The 16,859-nt window shown below is 64.4% G+C and carries 16 protein-coding genes; 1 reads left to right on the top strand and 15 read right to left on the bottom strand.

The genetic code is table 11. The features are described 5' to 3' along the window. Positions 1-28 precede the first annotated feature (28 nt). From ACEN8U_RS14510 to flhD, 15 genes are all read right to left on the bottom strand, one after another. A complete protein-coding gene (locus ACEN8U_RS14510; protein ID WP_310104270.1) occupies positions 29-1,366 on the bottom strand; it encodes a DUF3443 domain-containing protein in 1,338 nt (445 codons plus the stop codon). 15 nt (positions 1,367-1,381) lie between these two features. Next, positions 1,382-1,918 carry a DUF2844 domain-containing protein gene (locus ACEN8U_RS14505; protein WP_015004013.1) on the bottom strand — a complete coding sequence of 179 codons (537 nt, stop codon included), beginning with the start codon at positions 1,916-1,918 and terminating at the stop codon, positions 1,382-1,384. A 295-nt stretch (positions 1,919-2,213) separates the two neighbouring features. Beyond that, complete coding sequence (gene cheZ, locus ACEN8U_RS14500) at positions 2,214-2,924, bottom strand: protein phosphatase CheZ (RefSeq protein ID WP_013589949.1); 711 nt, start codon at positions 2,922-2,924, stop codon at positions 2,214-2,216. A gap of 1 nt (position 2,925) precedes the next feature. Then, on the bottom strand, positions 2,926-3,321 hold the full coding sequence (gene cheY, locus ACEN8U_RS14495) for a chemotaxis response regulator CheY (RefSeq protein ID WP_006050905.1): 396 nt from the start codon (positions 3,319-3,321) through the stop codon (positions 2,926-2,928). A 59-nt stretch (positions 3,322-3,380) separates the two neighbouring features. Next, a complete protein-coding gene (locus tag ACEN8U_RS14490) occupies positions 3,381-4,469 on the bottom strand; it encodes a protein-glutamate methylesterase/protein-glutamine glutaminase (protein WP_015004014.1) in 1,089 nt (362 codons plus the stop codon). A gap of 5 nt (positions 4,470-4,474) precedes the next feature. Then, positions 4,475-5,230: a chemoreceptor glutamine deamidase CheD gene (gene cheD, locus ACEN8U_RS14485; protein WP_013589951.1), complete on the bottom strand. Its 756-nt coding sequence runs from the start codon at positions 5,228-5,230 to the stop codon at positions 4,475-4,477. Continuing rightward, positions 5,227-6,174, bottom strand: coding sequence for a CheR family methyltransferase (locus ACEN8U_RS14480; protein ID WP_310104274.1), 948 nt, complete (start codon positions 6,172-6,174; stop codon positions 5,227-5,229). Before ACEN8U_RS14480 ends, cheD begins: the two co-directional genes overlap by 4 nt. 200 nt (positions 6,175-6,374) lie before the next feature. After that, on the bottom strand, positions 6,375-8,282 hold the full coding sequence (locus ACEN8U_RS14475; RefSeq protein ID WP_310104277.1) for a methyl-accepting chemotaxis protein: 1,908 nt from the start codon (positions 8,280-8,282) through the stop codon (positions 6,375-6,377). Between the two features lie 40 nt (positions 8,283-8,322). Then, complete coding sequence (locus ACEN8U_RS14470) at positions 8,323-8,853, bottom strand: chemotaxis protein CheW (protein ID WP_006050900.1); 531 nt, start codon at positions 8,851-8,853, stop codon at positions 8,323-8,325. Positions 8,854-8,916: 63 nt separating this feature from the next. After that, a complete protein-coding gene (cheA, locus tag ACEN8U_RS14465; RefSeq protein ID WP_015004019.1) occupies positions 8,917-11,175 on the bottom strand; it encodes a chemotaxis protein CheA in 2,259 nt (752 codons plus the stop codon). Between the two features lie 85 nt (positions 11,176-11,260). Next, positions 11,261-11,638 (bottom strand): response regulator, encoded by a 378-nt coding sequence (locus ACEN8U_RS14460; protein WP_310104280.1) that lies wholly within the window; start codon positions 11,636-11,638, stop codon positions 11,261-11,263. A gap of 84 nt (positions 11,639-11,722) precedes the next feature. Next, entirely contained in the window at positions 11,723-12,730 is a 1,008-nt protein-coding gene (motB, locus tag ACEN8U_RS14455; protein ID WP_015004021.1) for a flagellar motor protein MotB, read from the bottom strand. 19 nt (positions 12,731-12,749) lie between these two features. Further along, entirely contained in the window at positions 12,750-13,610 is an 861-nt protein-coding gene (gene motA, locus ACEN8U_RS14450) for a flagellar motor stator protein MotA (protein WP_013340867.1), read from the bottom strand. 271 nt (positions 13,611-13,881) lie between these two features. After that, the gene (gene flhC, locus ACEN8U_RS14445; RefSeq protein ID WP_041745872.1) at positions 13,882-14,445 is read right to left on the bottom strand and encodes a flagellar transcriptional regulator FlhC; all 564 of its coding nucleotides are present in this window, start codon (positions 14,443-14,445) and stop codon (positions 13,882-13,884) included. Between the two features lie 49 nt (positions 14,446-14,494). Further along, a complete protein-coding gene (gene flhD / locus ACEN8U_RS14440) occupies positions 14,495-14,815 on the bottom strand; it encodes a flagellar transcriptional regulator FlhD (RefSeq protein WP_013589958.1) in 321 nt (106 codons plus the stop codon). 711 nt (positions 14,816-15,526) lie between these two features. Here flhD and ACEN8U_RS14435 point away from each other — a divergent pair. Further along, entirely contained in the window at positions 15,527-16,591 is a 1,065-nt protein-coding gene (locus ACEN8U_RS14435; protein WP_013589959.1) for a glycosyltransferase family 4 protein, read from the top strand. Positions 16,592-16,859 lie beyond the last annotated feature (268 nt).

The following is a 16,859-nucleotide window of genomic DNA, read 5'->3' as shown; positions in this document are numbered from 1 at the left end:
TGGCGATCAGGCGGTGCGTCGCGCCGGATCAGCTTGCGTAGGCAACGAAAGGCGCCTGGGTGCCCCCGTTCGATTTCAGGTCGAAGCCGTGATAGACGTGACGTCCGTAGAAGAACGGCAAGCCCAGGTCGAACGCGGCGAGCCCGCCCAACTGGCCCGCGAGGTCGTTGAACGCGTAGTTGGTGCCGCTGTTAAAGAGCGTCGACGCACTCAGGATGCCGATGCTCGCCGTGGCCTGGGCGGCGTTCGCACCGACCAGCGTGATGGAGCGGGTCTGCCCGGAGGATGGGCAATAGAAGCCCGGGAAGCTGCTGCCGCACAGCGTGAGCGAGCTGTCGTTGAAGAAATAGCCGTTCGAGCCGGAATCCAGGAACGCAGTCGTGGTGCTGCCGTTGAAGACGCTGCCGGTCAGGTCGCCGTAGGCGTCGGTGGTCAGAACCTGCGCGGAGCCGAGCCCATTGTTGGACTGCGTGCCGATGCCGAACACCAGTGTGCCCGTGGCCGAAGCCTGCCCGTTATTGCTGATGGGCGGCATTTGCACGATCACGCCGTTGTTGTCGACCGGGAACTTCGCGACCGGATTGGCGACCTGGTTTGCGAGCAGAACCGTCGCGCGGGTGCACGAGGTGCCGCCCGGGCACGAGTAGTAATTGCTGTAGGTCGCCGCGGTCGATGCGTTCGCGCACGTCGAGCCGCAATCATAGAGTGCGGTTCCAATGCCGATGATGCCGTTTGCGCCCAGATCGCTCGGCGTATTCTCCGCCGCGCCGCTGCCGCAACCGGATGGCGCCGTGGCGCTCGCCGCCGTGTCGCCGATGATCTGCACCGGAACTGCCGCTGTGGTCGTTTCACCGCCAATCGTCACAGTCGCCGTGCGCACGCTGCCCCACGTATAGCCGTCGGCAAACGTGGCGCATTCGCCGAGCGGACTACCGGAGATGGAGCTGACGGGCAACGCGCCCTGCATCGTCGAATTCAACGCCGCGTTGGCGATGCGCAGTCCGAACGAGCCCGTGTCGACCTGAATGTTGTTGATGGTCTGGCATGTGGTCGTGTTAGGCACACACACCGTCACGCTGATCGTGGGAATGTTGATCACGCCCGTGACGCCGCGGCCAACCGAGATCGCCACCGTGTTGGCGGCGGTCGCCGCAATCGGCTGCTGCGTCGGGCTGGCCGGCAAGCCGCTCGTCGACGTGCCGCCGCTGGAGCCGCCCGTCGAACCGCCAGTCGAGCCGCTGCTGGAACCGGAGCCGCCGCTGTCACCGCCCCCCCCGCCGCACGCGGCAAGCGCGGAGACGAGCACGACGGTTACCGCAACCCGCGTCCAGTCCTTGAGTTTCTTTGCAATGAGCATGGTTTGCATCGTTCGTCCTCGCCGTTACTGGATGTCGGTGCCGCTGACGCCGGCAGGCAGCGCGGGCGGCAGCCATGCGCGGCCGGAGAAGGCGCCCATATGGCCGCCGGACTGCACGACGAGGCTGCTCTGATCGACCGCGACGGGTCCACGTGCGCCGCCGCGCGCCGCACGCGCGGCCTTCACACCTGCGACGTACTGCGGAAAGTAACTGCCGAGCATCTCATTCAGATCAGGCATTTGCGGGCCGTTCCACGCGATGCCGAAGACGGTGCCGTCGGTGGCCACGTATTCGCGCACCACCGTGCCGTTGCCGAGCGTGGTTTCACGAACGGTGTACGACGCCGTAGCGGAAGCGGAAGAAGCTGCACCCGACGCCGAGCGCACGACGGCGCTCGAAGGATGCATGGTGCGGGACGAGACCGACGCGTCCGCGGGAGGCGTCATCGGGGCGCCGCCGAGCGCCGCATGAGCGGACTGCACGGCGGAAAACGAACCGGGCAGGACAAAAGGCAACACAAGCGCCGTAACCCGACCGGCGCGGCGTACATGACTCCACATAACGAATTTCCTCCCTGGCTGCTGGCCGGCGCGCGCTCTCCCGCGGACCGGCTGCATGTAGGCCAATCATAGGACACGGATGGGGCCGCATCTGGAGGAAAACCTCGCTCTGCAAGCCCCGGTGATAGCGTTCACCTGGGTTCCGCGCCGCTCTTCGACCTCGTAGTATGCCTGCGGTTTGTGTCCATAGACAGCGTGGCGCCCGGGAGCGCGACTTGCTATATACACGGGTTGGGCCTCGCGCCGCGAGGGCGCGGGCCGCGAAAGGACCGCTAAAGGACCGCTAAAAGGCCGCTCAGAAACCGAGGCTGGCGAGTAGATCGTCGACCTGCGATTGATCCTGCATCACGTCCGTTTTGCCTTCCGGATTGATCTGCGGGCCGTTCAGCAGATGCTCGGGGCTGCCGGTCGGCGACACTTCCGCGACGAGCGCGGCGGCGTGCGCCGCGAACTGCTCGCGCCGCTCGAGCGCGATGTTCTCGACCAGCACGCCGAGCAATTGCTGCTCGATCAGATACACGACGTCGGTGATCTTCTTGATCACCTGGCCGGTCAGATCCTGGAAGTCCTGCGCCAGCATGATCTCCATGAGCTGCGAGTTGGTCGCGGTGGTTGCCTCGGGCACGCCGCGCAGGAACTCGCGCGTGTCGTTCATCAGCGCGCGCACTTCCGCGCGTTCGATCGGCGCCGCGTACCACTGCTCCCAACGCGCGTCGAGCTCGCCGGCGTCTTTCTGCAACTGTTCCTGAATCGGCTTCGCGATGTCGATCGAGGAAAGCACGCGCTCGGCGGCCTGCTCGGTCATGTTCGCGATGTACTTGAGACGGTCGCGTGCGTCGGGTACGGCTTCAGCCGCGCGCTCGACGTGCTTGTCGAGCCCGAGCTCGCGCATCGAATCACGCAGCGTGCGTGTCAGTTGTCCAATGCGGGCGAGAATGCGGTCTGACGCGAAGTCGCCGCTCTCGTTGACCGCTTCGGCGCTAGGCGCATTGGTGGGCAGGTTCACATCAGCTCCCGGTCTTGGCCATCTTCTCGAGAATCTTGTTGAGCTTCTCGTCCAGCGTCGCAGCCGTGAACGGCTTCACGACATAACCGCTCGCGCCCGCCTGAGCCGCCGCGATAATGTTTTCCTTCTTCGACTCGGCCGTCACCATCAGCACCGGCAAATGCTTGAGATTGGCGTCAGCACGGATTTCCTTGAGCATCGCGAGACCGTCGAGGTTCGGCATGTTCCAGTCGGAGATCACGAAGTCGTAGGTGCCGCCGCGCAGCCGCGCGAGGCCGGCCTGGCCGTCTTCGGCTTCGTCGACGTTGCCGTAGCCGAGCTCTTTGAGGAGGTTGCGAACGATCCGGCGCATCGTCGGAAAGTCGTCCACTACCAGAAACTTCATTGCCTTATCCATTTGATTCCCTTTACTTGATTCACGGTGCGGCATATGACCGCTTCAATCCAGACGGCGCATCATACCCGCTGAACGCGATCGCCCATCGACGCAAGACGCGCCATCACGCGCCGGCTCATGTCCGGCAGCGACGCGATTTCGTCGGCCGCGCCGAGAGCAATCGCCTCGCGCGGCATGCCGAACACGATACAGCTCGCCTCGTCCTGCGCCAGCGTATAAGCGCCAGCCTTTTTCATTTCCAGCAGACCCGCGGCGCCGTCGCGCCCCATTCCGGTCAGGATCACTCCGACCGCGTTCTTGCCCGCGTGCTGCGCGGCCGAGCGGAACAGCACATCCACCGAAGGACGATGCCGGTTCACCGGCGGATCGTCCGACAGATGCGCGATGTAGTTCGCGCCGCTGCGGGCAAGCAGCAGGTGAGCGTGGCCGGGCGCGATATACGCATGTCCCGGCAGCACGCGTTCGCCGTGCTCAGCTTCTTTAACGGTAATCCGGCACAAACCATTGAGGCGTTGCGCAAAAGATTTTGTGAAACCCGGCGGCATATGCTGCGCGATCAGCACCGCGGGCGCGTCCGGCGGCAGCGGGACGAGCACTTCGCGGATAGCTTCGGTACCGCCCGTCGACGCTCCAACGATAATCAGCTTCTCCGTACTGACGAGCGGATTGTTAAAGAGCGGCGCCGCGCTCACCGGCGCATGCGCGCCGGCAGCGGGCGCGTGATGCGCAGGCGCCGCCTGGCGCACGCGCGCGCGCGCCGCGGCGCGAATCTTGTCGGCGAGCTTTTCCGCGTAGTCGAGCATGCCGTCGCGAATGCCGACCTTCGGCTTCGTGACGAAGTCGACCGCGCCGAGTTCCAGCGCGCGCAGCGTGATTTCATTGCCGCGCTCGGTCAGCGAGGACACCATCACGACCGGCATGGGCCGCAAGCGCATCAGCTTCTCGAGAAAGTCGAGACCGTCCATGCGCGGCATTTCCACGTCGAGCGTCAACACGTCCGGGTTGTGCTGCTTGATGAGCTCGCGCGCGACGAGCGGGTCGGGCGCGGTCGCGACGACGGTCATGTCCGGCTGGCCGTTGATGATCTCGGTCATCAGGCTGCGGATCAGCGCCGAATCGTCGACACACAGTACTTTGATCTTTTGCACAGCGCTCACGCCTCCTCTGCGGTTCTGGCGTTGTTTGAATTGATGGGGCGCGGGGTCGAGCCGAACAGTTCGACTTTCGGCCTTGCTGCGCCGGCAGCCGCGCCGAACAGTTCGATCTTGGGGCGCGCGGCCGCGGGTGCGGCGAACAGTTCGACCCGCTTTCTGGCTGCGGCGAGCCGCTCGGCGCGCGCTTCGGCGGTCTGGCGCACGAGCGCCTGTTCGCGCTCGGCGACGCCCGGATCCTGCTGCAAACGCAGCTTTTTCACCATCACCTGGCCGGTGCGCGGCATGAACGCGACCTTGCGCGGATGCGAGCCCTGCAAGTCTTCCGCGACGATGCGGATCTTTTCGAGCGCCAGATAGCGGCGCACGAATTCCGAATTGCGATCGCCGATGTTGATGGTCGTCATGCCCGCGAGCACCGCGCCGCCGCCGAACACTTTCGCTTCGAAACGCTCGCGCCGGCCGCCGGCCTTGATGAGTTCGTTGATCAGCACTTCCATCGCGTAAGCGCCGTAGCGCATCGAATCGGATGCCGGCTGGCCGACTTCGGCGCCGTCGTCGGGCAACATGAAGTGATTCATGCCGCCGATGCCCGCGGTGCGGTCCTGGATACAGGCCGCGACGCACGAACCGAGCACGGTCACGAGCACCATGTCCTCGTGCGTGGTGTAGAACTCGTTCGGCAACAGCTTCACGCCCGGGCGTTGGAAGTGGTTGTCGTAGTAGAGATTGGTGGCGATCGGCAAGGCGCTGCTCATACCGTCACCCCGCTCGTCGATGCGCTCGCCGCCGTCCCCGTACGGGCCGGCGCACGGGCACCGGCCACGTCGCGCGTCAGTTCGTAGACGGTCTGGCCGCGCAGCCTGAATGCCTGCGTGACATACGTGAAGTTTTCCGAGTGGCCCGCGAACAGCAGGCCGCCCGACTTCATCAGCGGCTCGAAGCGCGTGAGCACTTGCGCTTGCGTCGGCTTGTCGAAGTAGATCATCACGTTGCGGCAGAAGATCGCGTCGAACTGCGTGCGCAACTGGTAATCGCGGTCGGTGAGGTTCAACTGCTCGAAACGCACCATGGCGCGTACTTGCGGGCGCACCTTCACCATGCCGGCATGCGGGCCGGTGCCCTTCAGGAAGAAGCGCTTGAGCCGCTCGGGCGAGAGATGCTTCACCTGGTCGAACTGATACATGCCGGCTTCGGCCTTGGCGAGCACCTGGGTGTCGATGTCGGTGGCGAGCACCGTCGCCTGGCGTGCGCCGCTTTCGCCGAGCGCTTCGATCAGCGTCATCGCGATCGAGTACGGCTCTTCGCCGGTCGAGGCCGCCGAGCACCACACGGACACCGGTTGCGCGCGGCGCGTCACGAAGTCCGCGAGAATCGGAAAGTGATGCGCCTCGCGAAAGAACGCGGTCAGATTGGTGGTCAGCGCATTGGTGAAGGCTTCCCACTCGGCCGGATCGTTTTCCGCTTCGAGCAGATCGAGATACTGCCTGAACGAGTCGAGGCCGCGGGCGCGCAGGCGACGCGCGAGTCGGCTGTACGCCATGTCGCGCTTGTGATCGGACAGGGAAATGCCGGCGCTGCGGTGAATCAGTTCGCGAATGCGAGTGAAATCTGCGGAGGTGAATTCGAAATCACGTCCCTGTTCACTAGATCGGATCGGGTCCGCACGGTCGGTGCGTTGCTGTGCGCGCGTTGCCATCATGAAAGTTCCTGCCTGCGATACGAGCCATCACGCCTGCCCGACGGAAACGCCCGCGAGCAAGGAATGTTTTCCGCGGGGTCGCGCCCGCCCGCACGTTCCATCACCATGCAGCCGGCCCGCGACACGCGTTGAAAGCGTGCTTCGATGATTCGCGCCGCATGGCGCGAGATGTCGAATGACTGCATGTTTCATCGTCATGTTTAAAAGGTTTCCCAGTCCGCGTCCGAACCGGCCGAGCTCACGCTCGCCGCTGCCGGACGTGCAACCGGCTCGGCGGCCGCGCGCGGCGCCTTCGGCTTGAGCGCCGGTTCGACGCGCCCGGTGCCTGCTTCGTGGTTGCCCGCGGCCGGCGCAGCGCTCGTTGCGGCGGCTGCATGCGCCGCTGCGCTGGCCGTTGCATTCGCCGTCGACGCATGAGCCGCCGGCGCGCTCGCTGCCGTCTTCGGGGCACGCGGTGCGGTCTTCGCCGCAGGCTTGCTGCTGCCGACGCTCGCCCGCGCCTTCACCTGCGGCACGACCGGCGCGCTCGCCGCACTGAAACTGCGCGCCGCATGGCTTGCCACCTTCCAGCCGCTCAGCACCTCTTGCAGCTGGCGCGTCTGATCTTCGAGCGACGCCGCAGCCGCTGCGGCTTCTTCGACGAGCGCGGCGTTCTGTTGCGTCACTTCGTCCATCTGCACGACGGCGCGATTGACCTGCTCGATGCCGCCGGATTGCTCCTCGGAAGCCGCGCTGATCTCGCCCATGATGTCGGTCACGCGGCGCACGGCCTGCACGATCTCGTCCATCGTGGTGCCCGCGCGTCCGACGAGCGCCGAGCCGCTTTGCACCTTGTCGGCGGAGTCGCCGATCAGTTCCTTGATTTCCTTCGCGGCGCTCGCGCTGCGTTGCGCGAGGCTGCGCACTTCGCCCGCCACGACCGCGAAGCCGCGGCCCTGTTCGCCGGCGCGCGCCGCTTCCACCGCCGCGTTGAGCGCCAGAATGTTGGTCTGGAACGCAATGCCTTCGATCACGCCGATAATGTCGACGACCTTGCTCGAGCTGCTCGCAATGTCCTGCATCGTCGTGACGACCTGGCTCACCACGTCGCCGCCGCGCGTCGCGATATCGGATGCATTCACGGCAAGCTGGCTCGCCTGGCGCGCGTTCTCGGCGTTCTGCCGCACGGTGCCCGTGAGCTGCTCCATGCTCTGCGCGGTTTGCTGCAGCGAAGCGGCCTGCTGTTCGGTGCGCTGCGACAGGTCCGTGTTGCCCATCGCGATTTCGCGCGCGCCGGTGTCGATCGACTCGGTGCTGCTGCGAACCGCCGTGACCATCGACGCCATGCTTTCCTGCATCCGCTTGATGCCGGCGAAGAGGCGGCCGATTTCGTTGCGGCTTCGCACTTCGATCGTTTCCGAGAGATCGCCCGCGGCGATCCGCTCGAAGCATTCGGTTGCGTCTTTCAGCGGCTGAACGATCAGGCCGCGCAGCGCGAAGCGCAGGCCGACCACGAGCAGCAGCGAGAGCGCGGTGAAGGCGATGATCAACGTGGTCATCAGCGAGATGTTGGACTGCGCGTCTGCCTGCTGGTCGACAGCCTGTTGCTGCAGGCTCTTCACCACCGCCGCCGCCACGTTGTCATACGCCACGAACATCGGGCTGATCTTCTTGTCGGCAATGTCGTGATAGGCCGCGAGATCGTTGGCGCGCAGCGCCGCGAATTCGGGCTCGACGCCGTCGCGCACGAGCGTCGTGCGCAGCGCGACGAGCTCGTCCATCTTCGCCTGGTCGACGCCGACCTTCGGCGCGTCCAGATAGGTCTGCCAGTTCTTGTTGCTGAAGCCATACAGCTCGACTGCGCGATCCAGCACCTTCTTCGCCGTTTCCGTGTCGCCTGCCGCGGTGAGCGCGGTGACACGGTCGAGCGAGATGCGCGAGCGCAGCAGATAAGCCGAAGCGTCGTCGAGCGCGTGAATCGCCACCAGATCGCCGCGCGCAATACGGTCGAGCGAACGGCTTGCGCTGCCGAGCGCCGTCAGCCCAAGCACGCCGACCACCATGGTCAGCGCGACGAGAATGATCCCCACTAGCGTGAGCGATGTGCGAATCGACCACCTGCTTAGCATCTCAGTGCTCCCTGTTTCAAACTTTTGAACGCCGCGGCCGTTAGACGCCGAGCGTTTCGATGAGCGCCATTTCGCGGCTCGTCATCAGCTTTTCGATGTCCATCAGAATCAGCATGCGGCCGTCGACCGTGCCGAGGCCCGTCAGGTACTCGGTCGTCAGCGTCGCGCCGAATTCCGGCGCCGGCATGATCTGGTCGACGGCAAGCGTCAACACGTCGGACACGCCGTCCACCACCATGCCCACCACGCGATGCGCGACGTTCAGGATGATCACCACGGTCTGGTGGTCGTACTCGACGCGGCCAAGATGGAACTTGATGCGCATGTCGACGATCGGCACGATGATGCCGCGCAGATTGATTACGCCCTTGATGAACTCGGGCGCATTGGCGATGCGCGTCACGTTGTCGTAGCCGCGGATTTCCTGCACCTTGAGAATGTCGATGCCGTACTCTTCGGCGCCGAGCGTGAAGACGAGGAATTCCTGACCGCCGGCGTCGGCCTGCTGCGCGTCGCGGCGACCATTCGTCGCGTTCGCGACGCTCGAATTGATGGATTGAACTTCTGCCACGTTAGCCCCCAAACGGTTGGGATAAATCAGGTTGAATAAGTGTTGCTGCGAATGCTGCGCACATCATGCGAGGCTCATTGCGCCGTGCGCGTTGCGCGACTCGCGGTTCAGCGCCGCCACGTCCACGATCAGCGCGACGCTGCCGTCGCCGAGAATGGTCGCTGCGGAAATGCCGTGCACCTTGCGGTAATTGGTTTCCAGGTTCTTCACGACGACCTGCTGCTGCCCCACCAACTCGTCGATGAGCATTGCAAAGCGGCGCCCCTCGGTCTGCATGATGGTGACGATGCCTTGAGTCGGCTCCTGCTTCGCGTCCGCCACGTTGAACACTTCGTGCAGCGCGACGAGCGGCAGATATTCGCCGCGCACGCGTACCACGCGCTCGCCGTTGGCGACCGTGTAGATGTCCTCGGCTTGGGGCTGCAGCGACTCCATCACGAAGTTCAGCGGCAGAATGAAGATCTCGTTGCCGACCTTGACGGACATGCCGTCCAGAATCGCCAGCGTGAGCGGCAGAATGATGCGCGTCGTGCTGCCCTTGCCTGCCTGCGAGGTGATTTCGACGTGACCGCCCATCGACTGGATGTTGCGCTTTACGACGTCCATGCCCACGCCGCGGCCCGAGACGTCCGTAACCTGCTCCGCCGTCGAAAAGCCCGGCAGGAAGATGAGGTTCCAGACTTCGTCGTCGGTCATGCTTTCGCTGACCTGCATGCCCTGCTTGGCCGCCTTGGCGAGAATCTTGTCGCGGCGCAGGCCGGCGCCGTCGTCGCTCACTTCAATGACGATGTTGCCGCCATGATGTGCCGCCGAGAGAACCAGTTGGCCGGTCGCGTCCTTGCCCGCCGCGCGCCGCGCTTCCACGGTTTCGATGCCGTGGTCGAGACTGTTGCGCACGAGGTGAGTCAGCGGGTCGATGATCCGCTCGATCAGGCTCTTGTCGAGTTCGGTCGCCTGACCGAAGGTGACGAGCTCCACTTCCTTGCCGAGCTTCGCCGCCAGATCGCGCACGAGGCGCGGGAAGCGGCTGAACACGTAATCCATCGGCATCATGCGGATCGACATGACGGCTTCCTGCAGATCGCGCGCGTTGCGCTCGAGCTGCGCCATGCCGTTGAACAGCCGGTCGTGCAGCGCCGGGTCGAACGTGCTGGTGGTTTCCGCCAGCATGGCCTGCGTGATCACCAGTTCGCCGACGAGGTTGATCAGCTGATCGACCTTTTCGACGCCGACGCGAATCGAGCTGCCTTCCGCGCCGCCCGCAGCCGCTGCCGGACGCGCGGCCTTGCGTTCGGCCTCGGCTGCCGCAGATCCCGCCGATGCGGCCGGCGCTGCCGCAGCAGGCGCCGCGGCCTTCGCGGGCTCGGCGGTGCTCGGCGGCGCCGCTTGTGCGGGCGCGGCCGGCGCCTCGGTATGAGTGGCGGCCGAAGCCGCCGGTGCTGCTTGCGCCGGGGACGAAGGCTCAGCGTCGGGCGTTCCAGGTTCGCCTTGCTGAGCACCGTCCGCCGGTGCGGTTCCGCGGCCGATCGAGATCTGACTTTCGTCGATCACGAAGCAGCACACGGCGATGATGTCGTCGGACGGAACATCGGTCTGAAGCCACAGCGTCAGATCGCCGCCGCTCTTGACCTGCCCGACGATGTTGCCCAGGTTGCCCAGCTCTTCGGCAAGCAGTTCCTGGTCCTTCGCATCAACGCCCCGTAGCGTAATTTTCAGATGCGGACCGGCGGCGTCGTCCGCGTCGCCGGCTCCTTCGGCACCGCCGGTCTCTGCCGGTTCGCCGTTATTCCATTCGCCCGCCGCCTGCACCGCCTGATCGACGACGTGCGCGGGCGGGTTGCCTTCTTCCACAACTGCGAGTTCCTCGACGGGCGCGGCAACCGCTGCCTGCGGCGCCTCGGCCGCGGCCGGTGCCGGTGCGGCAACGCCGCGGCTTTCGGCATGCAGCTGCTCGAGCTTCGCGCAGATCGCCTTCGCGACGGCGGTGTCGGGTTCGGCGCTCGCGCGGTAATCGGCGAGCTGGCCGGACAACACGTCCTTGGTTTCGAGGAACGTGTCGATCATGTCCTTGCGCAGCACGAGTTCGTTGTTGCGCGCACGATCGAGCAGCGATTCGAGGATGTGGGTCGTCTCCGTCAGCGCGGTAAAGCCGAACGTCGCCGCGCCGCCCTTGATCGAATGCGCCGCGCGGAAAATCGCCGCGAGATCTTCCGGGTCCGGATGCGCGACGTCCAGATTGAGCAGCAGCTGCTCCATCTGCGCGAGCAGTTCGTCCGCTTCGTCGAAGAACGTCTGGTAGAACTGAGTGATGTCGAGTGTCATGCCTGTGTCACCGCGAGAGTTCCTGTCTGGGCCTCGGCTACCTTGCCGCAGCGTCGAGAGCTTCCTAACCTGTGTGGGTTGATACTTATGCGTGATCTGGCTCGGCCAACGCCGCCACCAGTTCGGTCAGCAAATCGGGGTCGAGCGGCTTTTCTATCCAGCCGGTCGCGCCTGCTTCGCGCGCCGCAGCCTTGAAAGCGTCGCCCGATTCCGTCGTGAGGACGAGGATGGGCGTCTCCGCGTAAGCCGGATTGCCGCGCAGCTCGGCGATCAGATCGAGACCGGTCTTGCCCGGCATGTGCTGATCGGTGAGCACCAGGTCGAACCGCACGGCGAGCGCGTTTTCGAGCCCCTCCGCGCCGTCCGCCGCGAGCGTCACCTCATAGCCGGCCGCCGTCAGCGTCGCGGAAAGGATCTGCCGCATCGATGCCGAATCGTCGATTGCCAGGATATGCCTGATCATGAAAACCTCGCTGCACTGATGCTTTGAATCGCCCCGCTGTGCGCGCCGCTCTGGCGCGCGAACGGCCGGGCAACCGTCTTCCTGTTACTGAGCCGCCGGCGCTGCCGCCGGCACCTTCGGCGCGACCGTCACGGGCGGCGCCAGTCTTTGCAGCAGCGGCTTGGAGCCGGCTGCGTCGTCCGACAAGGTCGTCGTGGTCGAGTCGTCATGATTGAGCGCCTCCTCCGACTTCCTGTTCAGCACGATGATGCTGATGCGGCGGTTTTCCGGATCCATCGGGTCCGCCTTGTTGAGGTTCTGCGTGGACGCGAGACCGAGCACGCGCATCACCTTCGCTTCGTCCATGCCGCCGGCGATCAGCTCGCGGCGCGACGCATTGGCGCGGTCCGCGGACAGTTCCCAGTTGCTGTAGCCCTTCTCGCCGCCCGCGTACTGAACGGCGTCGGTGTGTCCCTGCACGATGATGCGGTTCGGCACATCGTTCAGCGTGTGACCGATCTCACGCAGAATGTCGCGCATGTACGGCTCCACCTGATCTCTCGCCGTTGCGAACATGGGCCGCTTCTGCGAGTCGACGATCTCGATGCGCAAGCCCGTCAGCGTCGAGTCGATGCGGATCTGCTGCTTGAACTGCCGCAGCACCGGATTCGCCTCGATGGCGGCCATCAGCTTCACCTGCAGATCGTGCAGGCGGACCTGCTCGCGACGTTCCAGCTCGCCTTGCAACTGCTTCATCGCGTCTTCGCTGCCGTGCGCGACCGTGCGATCCGAGCGATTGACCGAACCGTCGCTGGTCCGCGTCACGCCCTGGGAGTCGGTCGAAATATCGCGGCCGCCGCCCTTCAGAATGCTCGAATCCTCCGCGCTGCGGTCGCCGCCCCACAGCGTGATCTTCAACGGCTGGTTGAAGTAATCCGCGATGCCCTTCAACTGCGCCGACGACGCCGAGCTCAGCAGCCACATCAGCAGGAAGAACGCCATCATCGCGGTCATGAAGTCCGCATACGCGAGCTTCCAGGCGCCGCCGTGGTGGCCGGACTTCTTCGGTGCGGAGCGCTTGACGACAATGGCGCGGTCTTTGTCCTTGCTCATCGGTTCGGTCCCGGCGTCCTTACTTGGCCTTCACGCGGCGCACGTGCTCTTCGAGCTCGGCGAACGACGGACGCTCGGTCGAGAACAGCACCTTGCGGCCGAACTCAACGGCGATCGCGGGCGCATAGCCGTTCAGGCTCGCGAGAATCGTCACCTTGATGCACTGGAACATCTTGGTCGACTCGGTCACGCGCTGTTCGGCGACGCTCGCGAGCGGCCCGATCAGCCCGTACGAAAGCAGAATGCCGAGGAAGGTGCCGACCAGCGCCTGCGCGATCATTTCGCCGAGCACCGCGGGCGGCTTGTCGGCCGATGCCATCGTGTGCACCACGCCCATCACCGCGGCCACGATACCGAACGCGGGCATCGCGTCGCCGACCTTGGTCAGCGCATGCGCGGGCGCTTCGCCTTCCTGGTGATGCGTTTCGATCTCCTCGTCCATCAGACTTTCGATCTCGAACGCATTCATGTTGCCGCCCACCATGAGCCGCAGGTAGTCCGTCAGAAACTCGATGATGTGGTGATCGGCAAGAATCTTCGGGTACTGCGTGAAGATCGGACTTTTCGACGGATCGTCGATGTCCGCCTCCAGCGTCAACGTGCCTTCCTTGCGCGCCTTGGCGAGCAGGACGTAGAGGAGCGCCATCAGCTCCATGTACACGTCCTTGTTGTACTTCGCGCCCTTGAACAGGGTCGGAATGACGCGCAGCGTTGCCTTGATCGTCTTCATCCCGTTGCCGAGGATGAACGCGCCGACGCCTGCGCCGACGATCATCAGCACTTCAACGGGCTGCAACAGCGCGCCGAGATGGCCGCCTTCCAGCGCGTAACCGCCGAAAACGGACAAAAGCGTCACGAGTGTTCCCACGAAAATCAGCACTGCCGAGCCCTCACAAAGATGCGACGGTGACCGTCGTTAAACTGGTTTACGGCAACGCAACAGAAAACTTTGACGGAAAAGCGGCTTGTCGCGCCGGTGTAAACCAGAGGCGCGCGCTGTCGCGGGCGCCGCCTGGAAACGGCGACTGCGCGCCGTGCGGCGCGGCGATGGGCCGGCCCGAAGCGCCCGCCGGACGGGGAGAAATCTGTTTTTTGCTCGGGCGGGCGGGTGGCGGGAAGGTGGCCGCCGGGCGGCCGGACGGTGGCGGGCGCTAGGCGTCGAGCGCTGCGGCGAGGCTCTCGCGGGCGCGGGCGTCGGCGACTTTCTTTGTCTTACCGGCGCGCGAGGGCGGCTGGCACAGTCCGCAGACGAACCCCTGCTTCGGGTCGTGAGCGTGTGCGACAAAATGCCCGCCGCAGCGGCAGCAGGGCGTGATCTGCAGCATCCCCGAATCGAAGAAACGCACGAGCGTCCACGCACGCGTGAGGCTGAGCACGGGTTCGTCGGCGTGCAGTTGCATGTGCTCGAGGTAGAGCCGGTAGCTCTTCACGATCGACTGGATGGTCGCGCAGCCGCCGTGGTCGGCCATGAAACGGTAGATGTTGTAGAACAGCGAGGAATGGAAGTTCGGCTGCCAGGTCATGAACCAGTCGGTCGAAAACGGCAGCATGCCCTTGGGTGGCGAAACCCCTTTCAGCTCCTTGTACAGCTTGATGAGCCGGTCGCGCGACAGGCTCGTTTCCGCTTCGAGCAGTTGCAGACGCGCGCCCAGTTCGATCAGTTCGATGGCGAGCGTGATTTCCTTGACTTCGAGCACCACACTTTTATAGGCCATCCTGCTTACGTCTCCGTCCCGATTGCCTGGCTCGAACCGCGAAGGACCATCAGCCGAGCTGCTCGACCGGCTGGCTTGCCATCAGAATCGCGGAATGCGCCTGGGCCACGGCGCTCGACTTGCCCTTGTCCGCGAGCGCGGACAGCACGGCGTGATCGTCGAAACGGAAACGGCACAACACCTGATTGGACGCTGCAAGCTTGACGGTCTGCGCCAACGACAGATTGGCGAGCACATCGGCTAGCTGGTCTGAAATACCCATGCGAAACATGCCCATCGGCTTGTCTTCGCGAAGCAGACGCTGCGCGAGCAGGAGATAAGACAGGTTGACTTCTCTGATCTCATTGAGCATATCGCTTGTCGCGCTCATGATTCCCCCGGGGTGTATCTGGCTGGTCAGGCCGTTACGGAAACGTTTGCTCGACCGCGCGCACTTAAACCGCACGAATCGGCTCGTTTCTGGTCTTGCAAGCATTGTCTCGAAAGGGGGAGCGAAACAAAATCGGACAGACACCCAGCTTATTTGACGGATTAATCCGTCATTCGTGTAGGAGTTTTTCCTACATGGCTGGCTTCGCGGGAGGGAATTGGACTATGCAGCGTCCGCGCTGGGACGGGTTATGCGGTAACCCGAGGCGGCGGCGTGGGTGAACCATACGGTGAGTTTTGTGAACGCATGGGTCGCACCGTGCAGCGGTGAGCCGAATTATAAGGGGTTTTCACCACTGCGTAATATTTTGTGTGAAGCGGGATTTATGTGAAGCGGGCGCGTCGCTTGCTACCACCAAGCGCGGCGTTTTTCCGCACCGCCAGCCTCGCGGACGAAACCCCGCGTCGTGCGGCCTCCGCGTCTTGCGAAGGCGCGTGTAACGGTCCATGTTTCGCGCTGTAACAACATTAAGCGTTTGAAAAATAACTCGAATTGCCGCGGCCGATCCCGATAATGACGCTAAGGGATAACCCGATGCAGGTTCGGAGCACCCCCGGGCGGCGGCTCACCGCGCCCAACCGTCCGTCAGGCATTCGCTCCCCGCTCGACCCGAGCGCTGCCGTGCGAAGCCGTATCCAACAGGAGAAACGCATGCGAATCGCACAAATTGCGCCGCTGTATGAAGCAGTCCCGCCGAAACTCTACGGTGGCACCGAACGTGTCGTGTCCTATCTGACCGAAGCATTGGTCGACGAAGGCCATGACGTCACGCTGTTTGCGAGCGGCGACTCGGTGACGTCCGCGAAGCTCGACGCGTGCTGGCCTCGTGCGCTGCGGCTCGACCCCACGATTCGCGACGCGCTGGCCCCCCATGTCCTGATGATGGAAAAGGTGCGCCGCGTCGCGCACGAGTTCGATGTGCTGCACTTCCATCTCGACTACATGCCGTTCCCGCTGTTCTCGACTATGGACACGCCGTTCGTGACCACGCTGCACGGCCGCCTGGATCTGCCGGAGCTGCAGCCGGTGTTCGACGCGTTCCCGGGCGCACCGGTCATCTCGATTTCGGATTCGCAGCGCGTGCCGTTGCCGCAGGCGAATTTTCTGAACACGATCTATCACGGTCTGCCGGAACAGTTGCTCACGCCTCAGGCGGACAAGAAGCCGGAATACCTCGCGTTCCTCGGCCGTATTTGCCCCGAAAAGCGCGTGGACACCGCCATCAAGATCGCGGCGCAAAGCGGTTTGCCGCTGAAGATCGCCGCCAAGGTGGACAAGGCGGACCAGGATTACTTCAAGCGCGAGATCGAGCCGCTGCTGTCGCAAGCGCACGTGGAGTTCGTCGGCGAAATCAACGAGGCGCAGAAGCCGGCATTTCTGTCGGGCGCCAAGGCGCTGCTGTTCCCGATCGACTGGTCCGAGCCGTTTGGGCTCGTCATGATCGAGTCGATGGCCTGCGGCACGCCGGTGATCGCGTTCAACCGCGGGTCGGTGCCGGAAGTGATCGACCATGGCGTGACCGGCTATATCGTCGAGGACGTGCAGGGCGCGGTGGCCGCGCTGCAACGCCTGGATGAACTGTCGCGCGCGGAAATCCGGGCGCAGTTCGAGCGCCGCTTCAGCTCCAAGACGATGGCGCGCAACTACGTGGACGCCTATTCGGCGCTGATCGAAGCCACGCGCCGCCCGATTCTTCGCCAGGTCGCGGTGGGTTAAGGGCAGTGGAGAGCGGTCAAGGGGCGGTGAACGCCGCGCCGCCTCTTCCGCCTCTTAGCGCGCGACGCTTTAAACAAGCCGGCGGCGTGGTGCGATACCCACGGCTTCACTCCGCATACGCTTTCCGATTCCCGCACCGCGCGCAGACATTTTTTCCCTGTGAATCGTTTGCGCGAACAACAAGCCGGACTTATCGCGCTTCTTTTACAGAAAAGCCGCCTTGCCGATGCGGCTTTTTTTAATGGCGACGCAGATGCGCCTGCATGTC

The sequence above is a fragment of the Paraburkholderia phenoliruptrix genome, assembly GCF_047325075.1.
GTDB classification, from domain to species: Bacteria; Pseudomonadota; Gammaproteobacteria; order Burkholderiales; family Burkholderiaceae; genus Paraburkholderia; species Paraburkholderia phenoliruptrix.
This window is presented reverse-complemented; position numbering and strand designations above follow the sequence as displayed.

Excerpts from the sequence above, each read along its gene's own strand:
- ACEN8U_RS14480 (WP_310104274.1), bottom strand. The coding sequence starts at position 6,174 with ATGATGGCAACGCGCGCACAGCAACGCACCGACCGTGCGGACCCGATC.
- flhC (WP_041745872.1), bottom strand. The coding sequence starts at position 14,445 with ATGGCCTATAAAAGTGTGGTGCTCGAAGTCAAGGAAATCACGCTCGCC.
- cheA (WP_015004019.1), bottom strand. The coding sequence starts at position 11,175 with ATGACACTCGACATCACTCAGTTCTACCAGACGTTCTTCGACGAAGCG.
- ACEN8U_RS14460 (WP_310104280.1), bottom strand. The coding sequence starts at position 11,638 with ATGATCAGGCATATCCTGGCAATCGACGATTCGGCATCGATGCGGCAG.
- ACEN8U_RS14505 (WP_015004013.1), bottom strand. The coding sequence starts at position 1,918 with ATGTGGAGTCATGTACGCCGCGCCGGTCGGGTTACGGCGCTTGTGTTG.
- motB (WP_015004021.1), bottom strand. The coding sequence starts at position 12,730 with ATGAGCAAGGACAAAGACCGCGCCATTGTCGTCAAGCGCTCCGCACCG.
- ACEN8U_RS14475 (WP_310104277.1), bottom strand. The coding sequence starts at position 8,282 with ATGCTAAGCAGGTGGTCGATTCGCACATCGCTCACGCTAGTGGGGATC.
- cheD (WP_013589951.1), bottom strand. The coding sequence starts at position 5,230 with ATGAGCAGCGCCTTGCCGATCGCCACCAATCTCTACTACGACAACCAC.
- ACEN8U_RS14435 (WP_013589959.1), top strand. The coding sequence starts at position 15,527 with ATGCGAATCGCACAAATTGCGCCGCTGTATGAAGCAGTCCCGCCGAAA.
- ACEN8U_RS14510 (WP_310104270.1), bottom strand. The coding sequence starts at position 1,366 with ATGCAAACCATGCTCATTGCAAAGAAACTCAAGGACTGGACGCGGGTT.
- cheY (WP_006050905.1), bottom strand. The coding sequence starts at position 3,321 with ATGGATAAGGCAATGAAGTTTCTGGTAGTGGACGACTTTCCGACGATG.
- flhD (WP_013589958.1), bottom strand. The coding sequence starts at position 14,815 with ATGAGCGCGACAAGCGATATGCTCAATGAGATCAGAGAAGTCAACCTG.